This window comes from Rhodococcus sp. 05-2256-B1 (genome assembly GCF_002258465.1).
GTDB lineage: Bacteria > Actinomycetota > Actinomycetes > Mycobacteriales > Mycobacteriaceae > Rhodococcoides > Rhodococcoides fascians.
Window position 1 is genome coordinate 26,322 of sequence record NZ_NOZA01000015.1, and the last position, 16,810, is coordinate 43,131.

General features: G+C 66.3%; 9 protein-coding genes and 1 tRNA gene. 5 read left to right on the top strand and 5 right to left on the bottom strand.

The features are described from left to right. Positions 1 to 17: 17 nt before the first annotated feature. Both CH285_RS06190 and CH285_RS06195 read right to left on the bottom strand, forming a co-directional pair. Positions 18 to 677: a maleylpyruvate isomerase family mycothiol-dependent enzyme gene (locus CH285_RS06190; RefSeq protein ID WP_094644405.1), complete on the bottom strand. Its 660-nt coding sequence runs from the start codon at positions 675 to 677 to the stop codon at positions 18 to 20. 71 nt (positions 678 to 748) lie between these two features. Then, positions 749 to 830, bottom strand: a tRNA-Leu gene (locus CH285_RS06195). Between the two features lie 83 nt (positions 831 to 913). Between CH285_RS06195 and CH285_RS06200 the strand changes: the two genes are divergently transcribed. After that, a complete protein-coding gene (locus tag CH285_RS06200) occupies positions 914 to 1,675 on the top strand; it encodes a TetR/AcrR family transcriptional regulator (RefSeq protein ID WP_094644372.1) in 762 nt (253 codons plus the stop codon). 10 nt (positions 1,676 to 1,685) lie between these two features. On the opposite strand, the gene CH285_RS06205 is transcribed toward CH285_RS06200, so the two are convergent. Further along, a complete protein-coding gene (locus CH285_RS06205; protein ID WP_057473236.1) occupies positions 1,686 to 2,369 on the bottom strand; it encodes a hypothetical protein in 684 nt (227 codons plus the stop codon). A gap of 481 nt (positions 2,370 to 2,850) precedes the next feature. Here CH285_RS06205 and CH285_RS06210 point away from each other — a divergent pair, with 481 nt between their 5' ends. Both CH285_RS06210 and acpS read left to right on the top strand, forming a co-directional pair. Next, positions 2,851 to 12,150, top strand: a complete 9,300-nt coding sequence (locus CH285_RS06210; protein WP_094644371.1) for a type I polyketide synthase — start codon at positions 2,851 to 2,853, stop codon at positions 12,148 to 12,150. Then, positions 12,150 to 12,542 (top strand): holo-ACP synthase AcpS, encoded by a 393-nt coding sequence (gene acpS, locus CH285_RS06215; protein WP_008715184.1) that lies wholly within the window; start codon positions 12,150 to 12,152, stop codon positions 12,540 to 12,542. The genes CH285_RS06210 and acpS overlap by 1 nt, the downstream gene beginning before the upstream one ends. A 77-nt stretch (positions 12,543 to 12,619) precedes the next feature. On the opposite strand, the gene CH285_RS06220 is transcribed toward acpS, so the two are convergent. Beyond that, positions 12,620 to 13,258 (bottom strand): TetR/AcrR family transcriptional regulator, encoded by a 639-nt coding sequence (locus CH285_RS06220; protein ID WP_080966258.1) that lies wholly within the window; start codon positions 13,256 to 13,258, stop codon positions 12,620 to 12,622. Positions 13,259 to 13,617: 359 nt separating this feature from the next. Here CH285_RS06220 and CH285_RS06225 point away from each other — a divergent pair, with 359 nt between their 5' ends. Beyond that, positions 13,618 to 14,904: a hypothetical protein gene (locus CH285_RS06225; protein WP_141214950.1), complete on the top strand. Its 1,287-nt coding sequence runs from the start codon at positions 13,618 to 13,620 to the stop codon at positions 14,902 to 14,904. Between the two features lie 74 nt (positions 14,905 to 14,978). Next, positions 14,979 to 16,343 carry a dipeptidase gene (locus tag CH285_RS06230; protein ID WP_094644369.1) on the top strand — a complete coding sequence of 455 codons (1,365 nt, stop codon included), beginning with the start codon at positions 14,979 to 14,981 and terminating at the stop codon, positions 16,341 to 16,343. On the opposite strand, the gene bcp is transcribed toward CH285_RS06230, so the two are convergent. Further along, positions 16,332 to 16,805 carry a thioredoxin-dependent thiol peroxidase gene (gene bcp / locus CH285_RS06235; RefSeq protein WP_032368383.1) on the bottom strand — a complete coding sequence of 158 codons (474 nt, stop codon included), beginning with the start codon at positions 16,803 to 16,805 and terminating at the stop codon, positions 16,332 to 16,334. The two genes, CH285_RS06230 and bcp, sit on opposite strands and share 12 nt — an antisense overlap. Between the last annotated feature and the right edge of the window lie 5 nt (positions 16,806 to 16,810).

The following is a 16,810-nucleotide window of genomic DNA, read 5'->3' on the forward strand; positions in this document are numbered from 1 at the left end:
GACGAGCCGGGTGCGACTCACGACCGACGACGGTTCGCCCGTGCTTCGGCAAGTTGCTCGGCACCGGGGCCGGTGATGTCGGCGAGAGCGCTGCTGCGCCCCGTCAGCACCAACGCCAGGGTGCCCGCCGATCCTTCGACGACGGGGCCCTCGCCCCGACTCCAGTCCAGATCGGTTGCGCGCCACTGCAGTCGAAGATCGGGTCCTTTGAACGGTGCCGCACCGCTTTCCGGCACCAGGAAGTCGAGCATCGTAACCATGCGGTGCTCGGGAACGTGGTGCTCGATTCCCAGCGGCCTGCACACATCGAGCCCGTGCACGATGACGTCGGACAACGGGGCCAGCGGACCGTGGCCCGGCGGGGTGAACTTCTTGTCCGCGTGAGCTGTCAGGAGCGCAGGTAATTCGTCGCCGTGCTTGCGCTTCGTTCGCTGGGTCATCATCTGATTGGCCCGATCGAAGTTCCCTCGAGTGCGCACCATGGCGAGTCCGAACTGCCAGAGCGGGACGATCAGGGGCACCACGAGATGGGCGGCGACGTCGCGGACCGTCCAGGCGTCGCACAGCGATGGGGTGTCCCACTGTTCGGGTGTCAGGGTGTCGAAAGTGCGTGCGAGAGAGCGTCGTTCGTCGGAAGTTTCGGCGAAGATCGCGTCGTCGTCGAGATCGCTGGACATACGAGCCACCTTCACACGTTGAAACCGGTAGATCTGGGAGTCTCGAGAAAAGCCGGGTCGAACGACCGTTGTGCGCGAGGGGGGACTTGAACCCCCACGTCCTGAGACACTGGAACCTAAATCCAGCGCGTCTGCCAATTCCGCCACTCGCGCGTGCCGGTGAAGTCTACAGCCGATGCTGCTGTGCGTGCGACGCGGTTCTTCGATCCACGTCGACGTCCGATTAGGCTCGCCGGGTGGTGAAGAAGGAGAACTCGTTCGATCCGGCGCGCATCCTCGAACTGCTGTGGCGGGTCGACGCGAAACCGAGCCGAACCGGCTTGAGCGTCGACGCGATCGTCGACGCGGCCATCGAGATGGCCGATGCGAACGGGTTGGAGTCGGTGTCGATGCGCAATGTGGCCGAGCATCTCGGGGTCGGTGCGATGTCGCTGTACACCCACGTGCCGGGGCGTCAAGAGTTGACGGACCTGATGATCGATCGGTCTCTGGCAGATCTGTACGCACACGTCGACGAGCCGGCATCGGTTCCCGGTGGGTGGCGGTCCGCGCTGCGATTCGTTGCCGAGCGCAATTGGGAACTCTATCAACGACATTCGTGGCTGCTCGACGCCGTCGGTGCGCGTCCGGTGCTCGGTCCGCACACCAACGACAAGTACGAGGCAGAGCTGCGCACCCTCGGCGGTACCGGGCTCGGTGACGTCGAGATCGATTCGGTGTTGACACTGGTTCTCACTCACGTCTCGGGGACCGCGAGGGCCTCGGCCGCGGTCGATCGGGTGAAGAAGCAGTCGGGGATGTCCGACGCTCAGTGGTGGGCGGCTACTGCACCCGTCATCGAGCGGGTGATGACGCGGGAGCGTTTTCCGGTGTCGTCCCGCATCGGGACGGCCGCGGCGACGTCGTACGACGCCGCCAGCGACCCAGTGCATGCCTATCGTTTCGGTGTGGAGTGCATCCTCGATGGCGTCGAGGTGATGATCTCGCAGAGGTCATGATCTCGCAGAGTCAGCTCGCCGATCGGAGCGCAGCCTCGGAGTGACGCTGCGGCGGTCTGCGCAGCTTGTGCTGGAAACGCCAGAGCGCGTGCTCGAGCGAGGCGAGATCGACGTGGAGTGCGTCCGCTGCGGCGTCGAGAATCACGGGGGAGCGTTCCTCGGCGATGTCGGCGGCCAGGTCTCGATGGAGTGGTTCGAGAGCGTCGGCAACGAACGCGGTCAGATGTGCGGTCGCCTTGTCGGTGCGCACGCCCAGATGCATGAGCATGCACTCCCAGGTCGTCTCGCCGAGGCCAGGGATCGCGCGGAACGCATCGAAATGTTCCTTCGTGTGCTGCTCGAAATCGGTCGAACAGCTCAACCCCGACGCGATCAGCGTCTGCGCTGCCACAGCGGCTGCCGCCGCCTTGGTTCGGCTGTTTCCTGGAACGAGCTGACGGTTGGACAGGATCTGCACGAGCTGATCCGGATCCGAAGTCAGTTCTGCAAGGGTTGTCAAGTCGTCGAGTCGGTTATCGCCGCGGTGTGACCGCCACCGTCCGATGACCGCTCGCACCCCACTGGTCGGTCCTCCGTAAGGAGCGCGCGCGGAGAAGATCGCGTCGAGTAGCGCCGCCTCGGATTCGCCGCGCCACCCCGGTGTCCAGTGCGGCGAATTCGATTGCGAGGCAACTAATTCGATGTGCGACAGCATTGCTTCGAGCTCGCCCGTCGTGCAAGTGTCCGTAACCGATGAATACATGAATTCCCCCCGGAGTTCGTCGACCGCCCTGTCGGATGCGGTTCGTAGGAGAAAGCTAGACGACCCCACCGACAGGTCACCGGACGCTCACGGAGTGCTCGAGATCACATCACAAAAAGATAACGAAAAATGCGAGGGTTCCCTCATGTTTCGCCGTCGCCGCCGAGTCTCCCGCCAGGGTGGATGCGGGTTACTCGCGAGTTGGGTAAACAAAAAGTAAAGGCGCTTGCGCGGACGTACTCGCTGGTAGCACTCGGACGTCCGAGCAAACCTGAGGATTTCCTCATGATTTTGTGTCAACCTGGAGCAGCGCGAAGGAGACCTGTCGACGAAGACAGGCTCACGCTTTGCCCTGTTGCCCACGACGCACCACGGCAGTCATCACAGCGAACGCCTCGACCCCCCGAGACGTCCACGAGAGGAATCTTCAGCCTTGACGATCAACGAGAGCACACCATCACACGGACGCGGCTCGCGAAGCACAGGCAACGCAGGCAAAGCCCCTAGAAGCAGTGGCGGCTCTCGGACTCTGGCAGATCGATTCGCCGCGGGCGAGCCGTACGCCCTGGCGTTCGGTGGTCAGGGTGCGCCCTGGCTGAGTTCGCTCGAAGAGCTCGCGCGCGATTCCGCACTCGAGCCCGAACTGACCGATCTCGTCAACGAGGCCGCAGCAGTGCTCGCGCCCGTGTCCGACGAGCTGCTGGTCGTCCGCTCGGTCGGCTTCGACCCGATCGGTTGGATGCTCGAGCAGGACCTCGCCGACGACGACACCGCCGGCTCCTACGGGCCCTCCGAAGCGGCACTGACCTCGGCTGCGGTGTCTCTGCCGGGCGTCTTCCTCACTCAGGTCGCCGCGTTGCGCGCGCTGAAGTTGCAGGGCCTCGACCCCGCCCAGACCCCGCCGGTCAAGGTGGTCGGACACTCGCAGGGCCTCATCGCCGCCGAGTCCGTCGCCGCGGACGGCGCACAGGACGCCAACTTCCTGGCCATCGCGCAGTTGGTCGGCGCTGCTGCCGGACTCGTCGGACGTCGCCGCGGCATCATCGGTGCCGGTGACCGTGCTCCGATGGTCTCGGTCGGCAACGTCGAGCCCGAACGTCTGCAGGCAATAGTCGACGAGCTCGCGCTACCGGGAGCACCCGAGCGCTCCGCCGCTCTGGCCATCCGCAACGGTCGTCGCCGCGTCGTGCTGTCCGGGCCGCCGGCTCAGTTGGCTCGCGTGCAGGAGAAGTGCGAGCAGATCGCGGCTCGGGAAGAACGTGAGCGCGATGCCAAGAAGCGCGGCGGCGCGGTGTTCGCACCCGTCTTCGAGCAGCTCCCGGTCGAGATCGGCTTCCATCACCCCGCATTGACCGACGCAGTGGAGCTCGTCGACGCCTGGGCGCAGCGTTGCGGTCTCGACGCCGCCCTGGCCCGCGAACTGGCGCAGAAGATCCTCGTCGATTCCGTGGACTGGGTCGACGCCATCGACGGTGTCGTCGAGGCCGGCGCGGACTGGATCCTCGACCTCGGACCCGGTGACCTCCTCACCCGCATGACCACCCCGGCGCTGCGTGGACAGGGCGTCGGCATCATCGCGGCATCCTCGCGCGGCGGCCACCGAAATCTGCTTACTCCCGGTGCCGCTCCCGAGGTGCAGCCGGCATGGTCGGCATTCGCGCCCAAGCCCGTGACGCTGCCCGACGGCCGTGTCGTCGTCGAGACCTCCTTCACCAAGATGACCGGGCGTTCGCCGATCCTGCTCGCCGGCATGACGCCGACGACGGTCGACGCGAAGATCGTCGCGGCCGCAGCCAACGCAGGCCACTGGGCCGAGCTCGCCGGTGGCGGACAGGTCACCGAGGACATCTTCACCGACCGCGTCGCCGAGCTCTCCACGTTGCTCGAGCCCGGCCGAGCCATCCAGTTCAACTCGCTCTTCCTCGACCCGTACCTGTGGAAGCTGCAGCTCGGCGGTCGCCGCATCGTGCAGCGTGCCCGTGCAGCGGGTGCGGCCATCGACGGCGTCGTCGTCACAGCAGGCATCCCCGAACTGGACGAGGCAGTGGCTCTCATCGAGGAGCTCTCCGAGGCCGGCATCAGCTACGTCTCGTTCAAGCCGGGTACCGTCGCGCAGATTCGCGCCGTGATCCGCATTGCCAACGAGGTTCCGTCCTACCAGGTCAACGTCCATATCGAGGGTGGCCGCGCAGGCGGACACCACTCGTGGGAAGACCTCGATGACCTGCTGCTGACCACCTACGCCGAGCTCCGCTCGCGCCCCAACCTGGTGATCTGCGTCGGCGGCGGTATCGGAACACCCGAGCGGGCCGCGGACTACCTCACCGGAACCTGGTCTGCCGTGCACGGATACCCGAAGATGCCTCTCGACGGCATCCTCGTCGGTACCGCTGCAATGGCCACTCTCGAAGCCACGACGGCCCCCGAGGTCAAGCAGCTTCTCGTCGACACTCCGGGAACTCCCGACTGGGTCGGGGCCGGAACCGCCAACGGCGGAATGGCCTCGGGCCGCAGCCAGCTCGGTGCCGACATCCACGAGATCGACAACGCGGCATCACGTTGCGGTCGACTGCTCGACGAGGTCGCCGGTAACGCCGACGCCGTGGCCGAGCGCCGCGACGAGATCATCGCCGCACTCGACGGCACCGCCAAGCCGTTCTTCGGCGACGTCGCCGAGATGACCTACCAGCAGTGGCTGAGCCGCTACCTGGATCTGGCCATCGGAACGGACTCGCGCAGCGAATTCGATTGCGGCGGTGAGTTCACCGATGCCGTGACCGAGGCCCGTGAATCGGTGTGGCTCGACGTCACCTGGCGCACCCGTTTCCTCGAAATGCTGCAGCGCGCCGAGGCACGTCTGCACCCGGTCGATCGTGGCCCCATCCCCACCCTGTTCGCCGACGTCGAGGTACTCGAGCGTCCGCGCGCAGCACTGAAGTCACTGCTCGCTCAGTTCCCCGACGCCGGTGACGTGGTGCTGCACCCGGCCGACATCACCTTCTTCACCTCGCTGTGCCGCATGCCCGGCAAGCCGGTCAACTTTGTTCCCGTCGTCGACGGTGACGTGCGCCGCTGGTGGCGCAGTGACTCGCTGTGGCAGGCACACGACGCTCGCTACTCCGCCGATCAGGTCTGCATCATCCCCGGAACCGTTGCCGTCGCAGGTATCACTCGCGTCGACGAGCCGGTGGGCGAACTGCTGAACCGCTTCGAGAAGGCCACCGCGGACCAGCTTCTCGCCGAGGGTGTCGAGCCGGCGGCCATCGCCAGCCGACGCCACGCCGAGATCGCACCGGGACTGCTGGGCATCGTGCTGGCAGCTCCCGACGTCACGTGGGCCTCGCGCATGACGCAGAACCCCGTTGCACGCCTGGGAGATCCGGCCGACTGGACCGTCGACTCCGATACGGTCGCCTCGCATCCGCAGACCGGCTCCACGTTGACCGTGCTCGACTCCGAGCACGTCGAACTGCTGGTCCCGCTCGCTCCGGGCAAGGAAGTACGGATCCGTCTGACGGTGCCCGCCTCCACCATCGACGGCGGCGCTCCCGTCGTCACCGCACAGGATGCTCAGCAGGCCATGTCGGCGCTGCTCGGAGTTGCGGCCGGACAGGAGCTTCCGACGGTCAAGAACGGTGTCGCGCGGCTGAACATCGCGTGGATCCCCGATCTGATCGCCGACCACGCCGGCGTCACCGGATCCGGACTGCCCGACACACTGACCGTCAGCGGCAAGGCCGTTCCCGACGTTCTCGTCGGTGCCTGCTGGCCCGCCGTCTTCGCCGTCCTCGGTGCGACCCGTAACGCCGAGGGCATCGACGTCATCGAGGGCATGCTCGACCTGGTGCACCTCGATCACAGCGTCAACCTCGTCGGTGAATTGCCCACCGACACTTCGATTCTCGTGGTCAAGGCCGCTGCAGGAGAGGTGCTCGACACCGATCTCGGTCGCGTCGTCGAGGTCACCGTCGAAATCGGTGCCATGCTCGGTGAGGGGCTCGACGCCCCGGCCGTCGCAACTCTGGTGGAGCGCTTCGCCATTCGTGGACGCACCGGCAAGGGCGAGTTGGTGGATCCGGCTCGCGCCGGCGGTTCGCTGAGCGCCGACGCCAAGGACACCCCGCGCCGTCGCCGTCGCCAGGCCACCATCGTGGCCCCGCGCAACATGGCCGCATTCGCGCAGGTCTCGGGCGATCACAACCCGATTCACACCTCGGATGCCGCGGCGTTGCTCGCCGGCCTCGGTAGCCCGATCGTGCACGGCATGTGGCTCTCGGCTGCGGCGCAGCAAACCGTCACTGCAGTCGACCACGAGGACACCAAGACTCCTCCGCGTCGTCTGACTGCCTGGACTGCTCGTTTCCTCGGGATGGTCCGTCCCGGAGCGGAGATCGACGTTCGCGTCGACCGCACCGGATTCGACCAGGGTGCCGAACTGGTCGAGGTGTCCTGCCGAGTCGGCGGCGAACTGGTCATGGTCGCCACCGCACGCACCGCCGCGCCGAAGACCGTCTACGCGTTCCCCGGCCAGGGCATCCAGCGCCCGGGTATGGGACTGGACGCACGCGCTCGCTCCAAGGCCGCGCGTGAGATCTGGGAGCGTGCCGACAAGCACACGCGCAGCGCGCTCGGCTTCTCGATTCTCGCTGTCGTGCGCGACAATCCGACGTCGCTCAAGGCCCGCGGGGTCACGCACAAGCACCCCGACGGTGTGCTGCACCTGACGCAGTTCACCCAGGTTGCGATGGCCGTTCTCGGTGTCGCACAGGTTGCCGAACTGCGTGAATCCGGTGCGTTCGTGGAGAATTCGATTCTCGCCGGCCACTCGGTGGGTGAGTACAACGCGCTGGCCGCTGTTGCCGGTGTGCTCCCGCTCGAGGCCGTTCTCGAGGTCGTCTTCCAGCGCGGCTCGGCCATGCACGCACTCGTTCCCCGTGACGAGAACGGCCGCAGTGACTACCGCATGGCTGCCATCCGCCCGTCCCAGATCGGCCTGGCCGACGAGGACGTGCAAGGCTTCGTCGCCGGTGTCGCAGCAGAGTCCGGTGAGTTCCTCGAGATCGTCAACCTCAACTTGCGTGGCTCGCAGTACGCCATCGCAGGCACCGTTGCCGGCCTCGGTGAGCTCGAGAAGAAGATCGCCATCCGCCGGGCAGAGTTCGGCGGCAAGGCCGCCTACATCATGGTTCCGGGCATCGACGTGCCGTTCCACTCGACGGTTCTGCGCGGTGGAGTCGACGACTTCCGTAGCCGCCTCGAGACCCTGCTGCCCGAGCAGCTCGATCCCGCGATCCTGGTCGGTCGCTACATTCCGAACCTGGTGCCCAAGCCGTTCTCGCTCGACCGCGAGTTCGCCCAGGAGATCGCCGATCTCGTGCCGTCCGAGCCGCTGAACACCGTTCTCGCGGACTTCGATTCGTGGGCCGCACGGCCGAGCGATCTGTGCCGCGTGATCCTGACCGAGCTGCTGGCATGGCAGTTCGCCAGCCCGGTCCGCTGGATCGAGACCCAGGACCTGCTGTTCGCAGACGAGTCCGACGGCGGCATGGGCGTCGAGCGCTTCGTCGAGATCGGTCTCGGTGCAACACCGACCGTCGCCAACCTCGCGTCGCAGACCCTGAAGTTGCCCGGCCGCTTCGGCCACCCGGTCGAGGTACTGAACCTCGAACGCGAAGCCGCAATCATCTACGGCACCGACACCGACCCGGCCCCGGCCGACGAGGACGAGGCAACTCCGGCTCCCGAGACCGCTGCTCCTGCAGCCGCGGCGGCACCGGCGGCAGCTCCCGCTCCGGCGGCCGCACCGTCGGGCGGACCTCGCCCGGACGACATCGCGTTCGTCGCCGCGGATGCCACCAAGATCCTGATCGGCCTGTGGACCAAACTGCAGCTCGATCAGATCGGGCCCGCCGACACCATCGAGGCACTGTGCGACGGCGTCTCCTCGCGTCGTAACCAGCTGCTCGTCGACCTCGGCTCCGAGCTCTCGCTCGGTGCCATCGACGGTGCAGCCGATGCCGACATGGGCGCGCTCTCGGGCACGGTCAACAAGCTGGCTCGTACCTACAAGCCCTTCGGCCCGGTACTCAGCGATTCGATCAATGATCACCTCCGCAAGGTCTTCGGCCCCTCGGGTCGACGCCCGGCCTCGATCGCCGATCGCGTCAAGAAGACCTGGGAACTGGGCGACGGCTGGGCGCACCACGTCACCGCCGAGGTCGCACTCGGCACCCGTGACGGTGCCTCGGTCCGCGGCGGCGCACTCGGCGGCCTGGCCGACGGCGCTCTCGCCGACGGCAATGCTGTCGACAACGTCATCGATGCGGCCGTGGCCGCGGTGGCCGCACGCCGCGGCGTCGCAGTCTCGATGCCGCAAGCAGGCGGTGGAGCCGGCGGAACCGTCGACGCTGCTGCTCTGGGTGAGTTCACCGAGCACATCACCGGCCGCGACGGCGTTCTTGCCTCCGCTGCCCGGTTGGTTCTCGAACAGCTCGGACTGGCGGACGCGCCCAACGCGCTGCTGGCCGAGGATCCCGACGCGGCTCTGGTCGAGCTCGTCTCGGCCGAACTCGGATCGGACTGGCCTCGACTGGTTGCTCCCGCGTTCGACGCCAAGCGCGCTGTGCTGATCGACGACCGGTGGGCAACTGCCCGTGAGGACCTGGCCCGGTTGTGGCTCGGTACCGCGGGTGATGTCGCTGTCGAGTCCTTCGCCGGTGCGGGCAATGCCGTTGCAGCTCAAGCACAGTGGTGGATGGCCAAGGCCGACTACGAGAACAAGACAGTGCTGGCCGAAACCTTCGCACGCATCGCGGACACCGCGGTTGCATCCGAGGACAAGGGCCAGTGGGCCGACGACGTCGCAGTCGTCACCGGCGGCAGCAAGGGCTCCATCGCCGCGGCAGTGACCGCTCAGCTGTTGGCCGGGGGAGCGACGGTCTTCGTCACCACCTCGCGGCTCGACGACGAGCGCCTGGGCTTCTACCGCTCGCTCTACCGCGACAATGCTCGCAACGGAGCGTCGCTGTGGGTGGTTCCGGCCAACATCGCGTCGTACACCGACGTCGATGCCCTCATCGAGTGGATCGGCAGCGACTACATCGACACTGCCGGTGGCGCAAAGACATTGGTCAAGGCAGCTGCCACTCCGACGATGCTGTTCCCGTTTGCAGCACCTCGGGTCATGGGCGAGATGTCCGACGCCGGAGCTCGCGCCGAAATGGAGATGCGCGTGCTGCTCTGGTCGGTCGAGCGTCTGATCACCGGACTGTCGAAGGTCGGCTACGACAACGACATCGACACTCATCTGCACGTGGTGCTCCCCGGATCGCCGAACCGCGGAATGTTCGGTGGCGACGGTGCCTACGGTGAGTCGAAGGCCGCACTCGATGCAGTTGTCGCGAAGTGGGGCTCGGAGAAGAACTGGGCCGAGCGGGTCTCCATCGCGCACGCTCACATCGGGTGGGTTCGCGGAACCGGCTTGATGGGCGGCAACGATCCCATCGTCGAGGCCGTGGAAGCCGAAGGTGTCCGTACCTGGTCGACCGAGGAGATGGCAACCGAGCTGCTGCGGCTGTGCACCCTCGACGCACGTCGTCGGGCCGCGCAGGAGCCTATCGTCGCCGATCTGACGGGTGGCTTGGCCAACACCAAGCTCAACCTCGTCGAGCTTGCTCGCGACGCGGCCGCTGCTGCGGCCGAGAAGACCGAAGAGGCCGTGGACAGTTCGGTCATCGCCGCGTTGCCCGCACCTCCGCGGCTCGCTCCGACGACCGCCCCGGCGTGGCCGACCCTCGATGTCGATCCGAAGGACCTGATCGTCATCGTCGGTGCAGGTGAGCTCGGACCTTATGGTTCGGCGCGCACTCGCTTCGAGATGGAGGTCGACGAGCAGCTCTCTGCCGCAGGCGTTCTCGAACTCGCGTGGAACACCGGCCTGATCGCCTGGGAGAACGATCCCAAGCCGGGCTGGTACGACATCGAGTCCGGTGACCTCGTTCCCGAGGAGGACATCGCCGACAAGTACCACGACATCGTGGTCGAGAAGTGCGGTATCCGCACGTACGGCGACGACGGCGCAATGGTCGGTAACACCGCTCCGCTGATGACCTCGATCTTCCTCGACAACGACCTCACGTTCGTCGTCGGAACCGAGATCGACGCACGGTCGTTCGCGGCTGCGGATCCCGAGCACACGCTGATCACACCGGTTCCCGAATCGAGCGACTGGCAGGTCACTCGCAAGGCGGGCACCGAGATTCGCGTTCCGCGCAAGATGAAGCTCACCCGTACCGTGGGTGGTCAGATTCCGACCGGATTCGATCCCACCAAGTGGGGCATCTCGCCCGACATGGCGAGTTCGGTAGATCGTGTTGCCCTGTGGAACATCGTCACCACGGTCGACGCCTTCATCTCCTCGGGCTTCAACCCGTCGGAACTGATGCGCTGGGTGCACCCGACGCTGGTCGCCAACACTCAGGGCACCGGCATGGGCGGCATGGAGTCCATGCGCTCGCTGTACATCGACACCCTGCTCGGCGATGCCCGTGCGAACGACATCCTGCAGGAGGCTCTGCCGAACGTCGTTGCTGCACACGTCGTTCAGTCGTACATCGGTAGCTACGGCGCGATGGTTCACCCCGTCGCCGCCTGCGCCACCGCGGCCGTCTCGGTCGAGGAGGGCGTCGACAAGATCAAGCTGGGCAAGGCGCAGCTCGTGGTCGCCGGCGGATTCGACGACCTGAGCACCGAAGGCATCATCGGCTTCGGCGACATGTCGGCCACGGCGGACTCGGCAGCGATGTCCGCCAAGGGAATCAGCGATCGACGCTTCTCCCGGGCAAACGACCGCAGGCGCGGAGGATTCGTCGAATCGCACGGCGGCGGAACGATTCTGCTCGCTCGCGGCGATCTGGCACTCGAGATGGGCCTGCCCGTCCTCGGAGTGGTGGCCTACGCACAGTCGTACGGCGACGGAGTGCACACGTCGATCCCGGCTCCGGGACTCGGCGCACTCAGCGCCGGTCGCGGCGGCAGAGATTCGGCACTGGCGCTCTCGCTCAACGCACTCGGCGTCAGCGCAGACGACGTGGCCGTGATCTCCAAGCACGACACGTCCACCGCAGCCAACGACCCGAACGAGGCCGAGTTGCACACGCGCCTCGCCAAGGCCATCGGCCGCTCGGACGGCGCTCCGCTGTTCGTCGTCTCGCAGAAGTCCCTCACCGGGCACTCGAAGGGCGGAGCGGCTGCCTGGCAGCTCATCGGCCTGTGCCAGGTGCTGGCCAACGGCGTCATCCCGCCGAACCGCAGCCTCGACTGCGTCGACGACAAGATGACCGGTTTCGAGCACTTGGTGTGGGCTCGCGAGCCGCTGCGCTTCGGTGACTCGGTTCCGCTGAAGGCGGGTCTGCTCACCTCGCTCGGCTTCGGGCACGTGTCCGGACTCATCGCGTTGGTGCACCCGCAAGCATTCCTCGAGGCCGTTCCGGCCGAGCGGCGTGCGGAGTACATCGCGAAGGCGAACGAGCGTCGTATCGCCGGTCAGCGCAGGCTGATCTCCGCGATGGTGGGTGGCGACTCCCTCTACGAGCGGCCCGACGATCGACGACTGGGACATGACGGGACGCCGGCCAAGGCGTCACGCGAACTGGAGGCCAACGTGTTGCTCAACGAGTCCGCTCGCCTCGGCGAGGACGACGTCTACTCCTCCGGTCTGCCGGGTGCCATCTGATGGCAATCCTGGGAGTGGGTTTCGACCTGGTGACGGTGTCCGACTTCGCCGAGCAGATGGAAAAGGTCGGCACGACGATGATTCGCGACAGCTTCACCGCGGGTGAACGTCGGCACGCGGCGACCAAGAGCTCCGACCCGACGCGGCACTACGCGGCACGGTGGGCAGCCAAGGAAGCAGTCTTGAAAGCTTGGGCGACATCACGTTTCGCACGCCCGCCGCAGATCGGCGACAATCCGTACCCGTTGATCGAGGTCGTCAACGATGCGTGGGGTCGACCGTCCATCAAGCTGCACGGCATGGCACAGGAGTTTCTGCCGACGGTCAAGATTCACCTGTCGCTGACGCACGACGGCGATATCGCCGCCGCGGTGGCGATCCTGGAGGAGTAACTCCGCGCTGAACGACGACGAAGGCCCGTCCGATCCACGAGATCGGGCGGGCCTTTCGTGTGGGTGAAGCGGGCGGGTCAGGCTTCGTCGGTTGTGACCGACCCACCCGAGCGCCTGCTCTCCTTCTCTGCGACGAGCAGATACGCCATCATGATTCGCTTGAGTTCGGCCACGGCATCTTCGTGGCTCTGGCCGTCCTGCACCGAGAAGTTCAGCATCGAGTAGACGATGTGTACCAACACCTGGGCCATCAGATTGCGACGGTGCCGCGGCGTGCGCGGCGTCAACGGTCCGAGCATGCGTGAGACCTGATCGGCGAACTCGCGCTCGTGAATAACCCCGGTGGCGCGGGTGGACGGAGTCGACTGCATCGCGAGCCATACTTCGCGGCGCGACGGGTCCGTCATCCACATGCCGGCCATGTGGTCGACGAAATTGTTCAGGAATCGCACCCAGTCCAGGGACGGGACCTCGCCGTCGAACTCCGCCAATTCCTGTTGGACTCCCACGAGGTCCTGACGATTGAGTTCGCAGACGATGACGTACTTGTTGGCGAAGAACTGGTACAGCGTGCCGATCGGCAGCTCCGCCCGTGACGCGACTTCTTCACAGGTGAACGACTCGAAGCCCACGTCGCTGAGCAGTTCACGCGACGCCTGGAGCAACGCGTCGAATTTGCGTTGGCTGCGTTCCTGCGTGGGACGGCGCCTCGGCATCAGCTCCTGAGTCTGCGCCGTCGACTCGAGCGCGGCGTCGAGACGGCGCGAGGACTGGGCACGAGCAGAGGATTCCACCCGGTCAGGCTATCCGTCGCGGGTGCACGGTATCCACTTCTGTCGTGCGGGTCGCATCGCCCACTCCGGATTCGGTCGTTCTTGTGGGGGAGCGCTGTGTGTGTCGACAGCTGTCCGGCCGTCTTGCTGTGACAATCCCCAAGTTCAATATAAGCCAGTCAAACAGGCAACCGGTATGGTTATAGGTATCGAATCAATTTCCGTGCAGGGTGGCCGTCGTTCGTGTCCGTGGGACGACGTTCATGGTCGGGAGCCTCACCCCGGAGCACAGGGAGACTGAAGTGGCAACAATCGGTACAGCGATCGAATCCGGCTCGATGCAGACGGTCTTGCTCGAGCCGACCTCGGGGGAGGTGCTCGCGCACTCCACCACCCCACTCGACCCCGACGTGACCGCCGTTCTACTGCGCGCGATCTCGGATATGCGTGCCGAGGCAGCAACGCTGAACGTGTCGGTCGACGCCGTCGCCGTCGTGCATCGGTCCGAGTCCGAGCGCGCCGAACTCGCCACGGCAGTGACCGACGAGTCGACGGTGTTCGTCTCGGCATCCCAGTCGTTCCTGTCCTGGTTGGCCCGTACGAAGGACCTCGCCGACGCGAACACGGTGCTGCTCTACTACATGGGCGAACACGGCGTATCCATCTCTCTCGCCGACGCAGCCGATGCCACACTCACGCCCGCCAAGAATGCGGCCCTGGACTCGATGTCCCCCGAACGAATCGGCAGCACGATTCCGCTGGCCTGGGAAGTGGTCGACGAATCCGGCAAGAAACCACAGGCGGTGGCGCTGTTCGGAGACAGATCGAGCAACCGGGACTTGATCGACATTCTCTCCCTCGGTCTCGGTGTGCCCGTCGTGCGGGTGGGTGCCGCTGATCGGGTCGCCGCCTGCGGGGCGGCCTGGCTCGCGTCGGTTTCGGTCGAGGATCAGGCCGCTCTCGTGGAAACGGAGAGGGCCGACGACGCGGAAGAAGCAGTAGTGCCGGAGACGGTCCCTTCGGTGATGCTCACGTCCCCGGTGGCAGCAACGGGCAGGTCGAGTTCAGCGACCGGCGGCCGCAAACTGATCTTCGCTGCGGTGCTGCTCGCCGGGGTGGCCTCGGCCGGTGTCGCCGTTGCAGCCACGCTGCCGAGTAAAGGGGATGCGACCGCCGGGCAGAGCGTCGACCGACGCAATGGCGGTGCCGATTTGGCCGGCGCAACGCGATACGTCGATCCGACGACTGTTGCGCCTGCGCTGCCGGTCGACGCCCTGCCCAAGACGCTCCCGCCCACGGCGGAATCGGCTCTCGCGCCGACCACCACACCGCCGACTGGGACGACGCAGCAGTGGACTCCACAGCAAGGGACTCCGCAACAAGGGACTCCGCCGTCCTGGGTGCCGCCGGGCGCTGCGCCTGCAGGTACCCCGCAGCCCGCTGCGGCGACTGTGGATCCGCCGCAATTGACTGTGCCCACCGTCGTTCCCGAGCCGGGCAAATCCCAGGAGCAACTCGAGCAGGAAGCCTGGGATCGGCACTGGCAGCACACAGGTGAGTGGATCGCGCAGGAATTGGCCGGAGGCTGACGTGTCGCTTCGGTAGGTGCGAGCAAATGACAGACTGGCGAGAGCCCGTCTGTCATTTCTCGTCTGGAGGAACCATGCCGACCGATGTACGCCCCGCCGACATTCGATCCGCGATCGCGGAGTCGATGCCTCGCGCGAAATCGGAGCTGGCAGAACTGGTCCGGTTCCGATCTGTGCACGATCCTCGGCAGTTCCCGGTGGAGGAATGCGTCGGTGCAGCGCAATGGGTGCAGCGGGCGTTCGTCGACGCCGGAATTCCCGACGTGCAGTTGATCGAGACCAACGACGGCTCACTGGCTGTCGTCGGTTCTCGGCCGGCACCGGCGGGGGCACCGACTGTTCTGTTGTATTCGCACTACGACGTCCAGCCTCCCGGCGACCGAAGCTACTGGGACAGTGAGCCTTTCGAGCTGACCGAGCGTGACGGTCGGTGGTACGGCCGAGGCGCGGCCGACTGCAAGGGCAACGTCTTGATGCATCTGCTGGCGCTGCGCGCGGTGGGCGAGTCGCTCGACGTCGGCGTGCGCATCGTCTGCGAGGGTTCCGAAGAGATGGGCACGGGCGGGCTCGAAGCACTCGTCGACGAGCGGCCCGAGTTGTTCGCTGCCGATGTCGTGGTGATCGGGGACACCGGCAACACTGCTGTGGGACTGCCGACGGTCACCACTACCCTGCGTGGGATAGCCAACGTCGTCGTACACGTGGAAACGCTTGCCGGCGAAGTGCATTCGGGAATGTATGGGGGACCGGCACCCGATGCGCTCGGCGCGCTGATCCAGGTGCTGGCCACGCTGCGTAACGAGCACGGGGACACTACCGTCGACGGTCTCGATGGCACGCGGACCTGGGATGGGGTGCCGTACGACGCCGAGCAGTTCAGGTCCGATGCCGGAGTCCTCGACGGCGTCGCTCTGGCAGGTTCGGGCACCGTGGCCGACGCGGTATGGGCACGGCCGGCTCTGACCGTTCTCGGAATCGACTGCCCGCCCGTCGTGGGCTCGGCCGCCGCAATCTCCCCTCGAGCCTCGGCACGGCTGAATTTGCGAGTTCCGCCAGGGATGGATCCGCATCAGGCACAGGACGCGTTGGTGGCGCATCTGGAGGCACGCACGCCGTGGAATGCGCGCGTCACCGTCGAGCGTGAGGCGATCGGTTCGCCGTTCCGGGCCAGAACGGACGGCCCGGGCTACGCGGCGTTGTCAGGTGCCTTGGAAGAGGCATTCGGACGTCTTATGGGGACGGCGGGGCAGGGCGGGTCCATTCCGTTGTGCAACGCGTTGGCGGAGGCGTTGCCGGATGCCGAGATCGTGCTGATGGGCGTCGAAGAGCCCCGATGCCGGATCCACGCCCCGAACGAGAGCGTGGACCCGACGGAAATCGAGAAGATGGCCGTCGCCGAAGCATTGTTCCTGCAACGACTGGCCAGATCACACCGCTAGGTCGCGGCGGAGCTTGGCGACGTGGCCGGTGGCGCGGACGTTGTACTGCGCCACCTCGATCTTGCCTTCCTCGTCGACCAGGAACGTCGAACGAATGACGCCCTCGTAAACCTTGCCGTAGTTCTTCTTCTCCCCGAACGCACCCCACGCCTGCAACGTCGTCTTCTCCTCGTCGGAGAGCAGCGGGAATGTCAGCTCCTCCTTGTCGCGGAACTTGGCGAGCTTGGCCGGCTTGTCGGGGGAGATGCCGACGACCTCGAGGCCTTCGCCGTTGAGCTCGGCGAGGCTGTCGCGGAAGTCGCAGGCCTGCTTGGTGCAGCCAGGGGTGCTCGCGGCGGGGTAGAAGTACACGATCACCTTCTTGCCGGCGTAATCGGCGAGGGAGACGTCGTTGCCGTCGGCATCGGGCAGGGTGAACGCCGGAGCGGTGTCGCCCGGCTCGAGCTTGCTGTATTCGGTCACCGCAC

Coding starts and splice junctions, on each gene's coding strand:
- CH285_RS06190 (WP_094644405.1), bottom strand. CDS start 677: ATGTCCAGCGATCTCGACGACGACGCGATCTTCGCCGAAACTTCCGAC.
- CH285_RS06205 (WP_057473236.1), bottom strand. CDS start 2,369: ATGCTGTCGCACATCGAATTAGTTGCCTCGCAATCGAATTCGCCGCAC.
- acpS (WP_008715184.1), top strand. CDS start 12,150: ATGGCAATCCTGGGAGTGGGTTTCGACCTGGTGACGGTGTCCGACTTC.
- CH285_RS06220 (WP_080966258.1), bottom strand. CDS start 13,258: ATGCCGAGGCGCCGTCCCACGCAGGAACGCAGCCAACGCAAATTCGAC.
- CH285_RS06230 (WP_094644369.1), top strand. CDS start 14,979: ATGCCGACCGATGTACGCCCCGCCGACATTCGATCCGCGATCGCGGAG.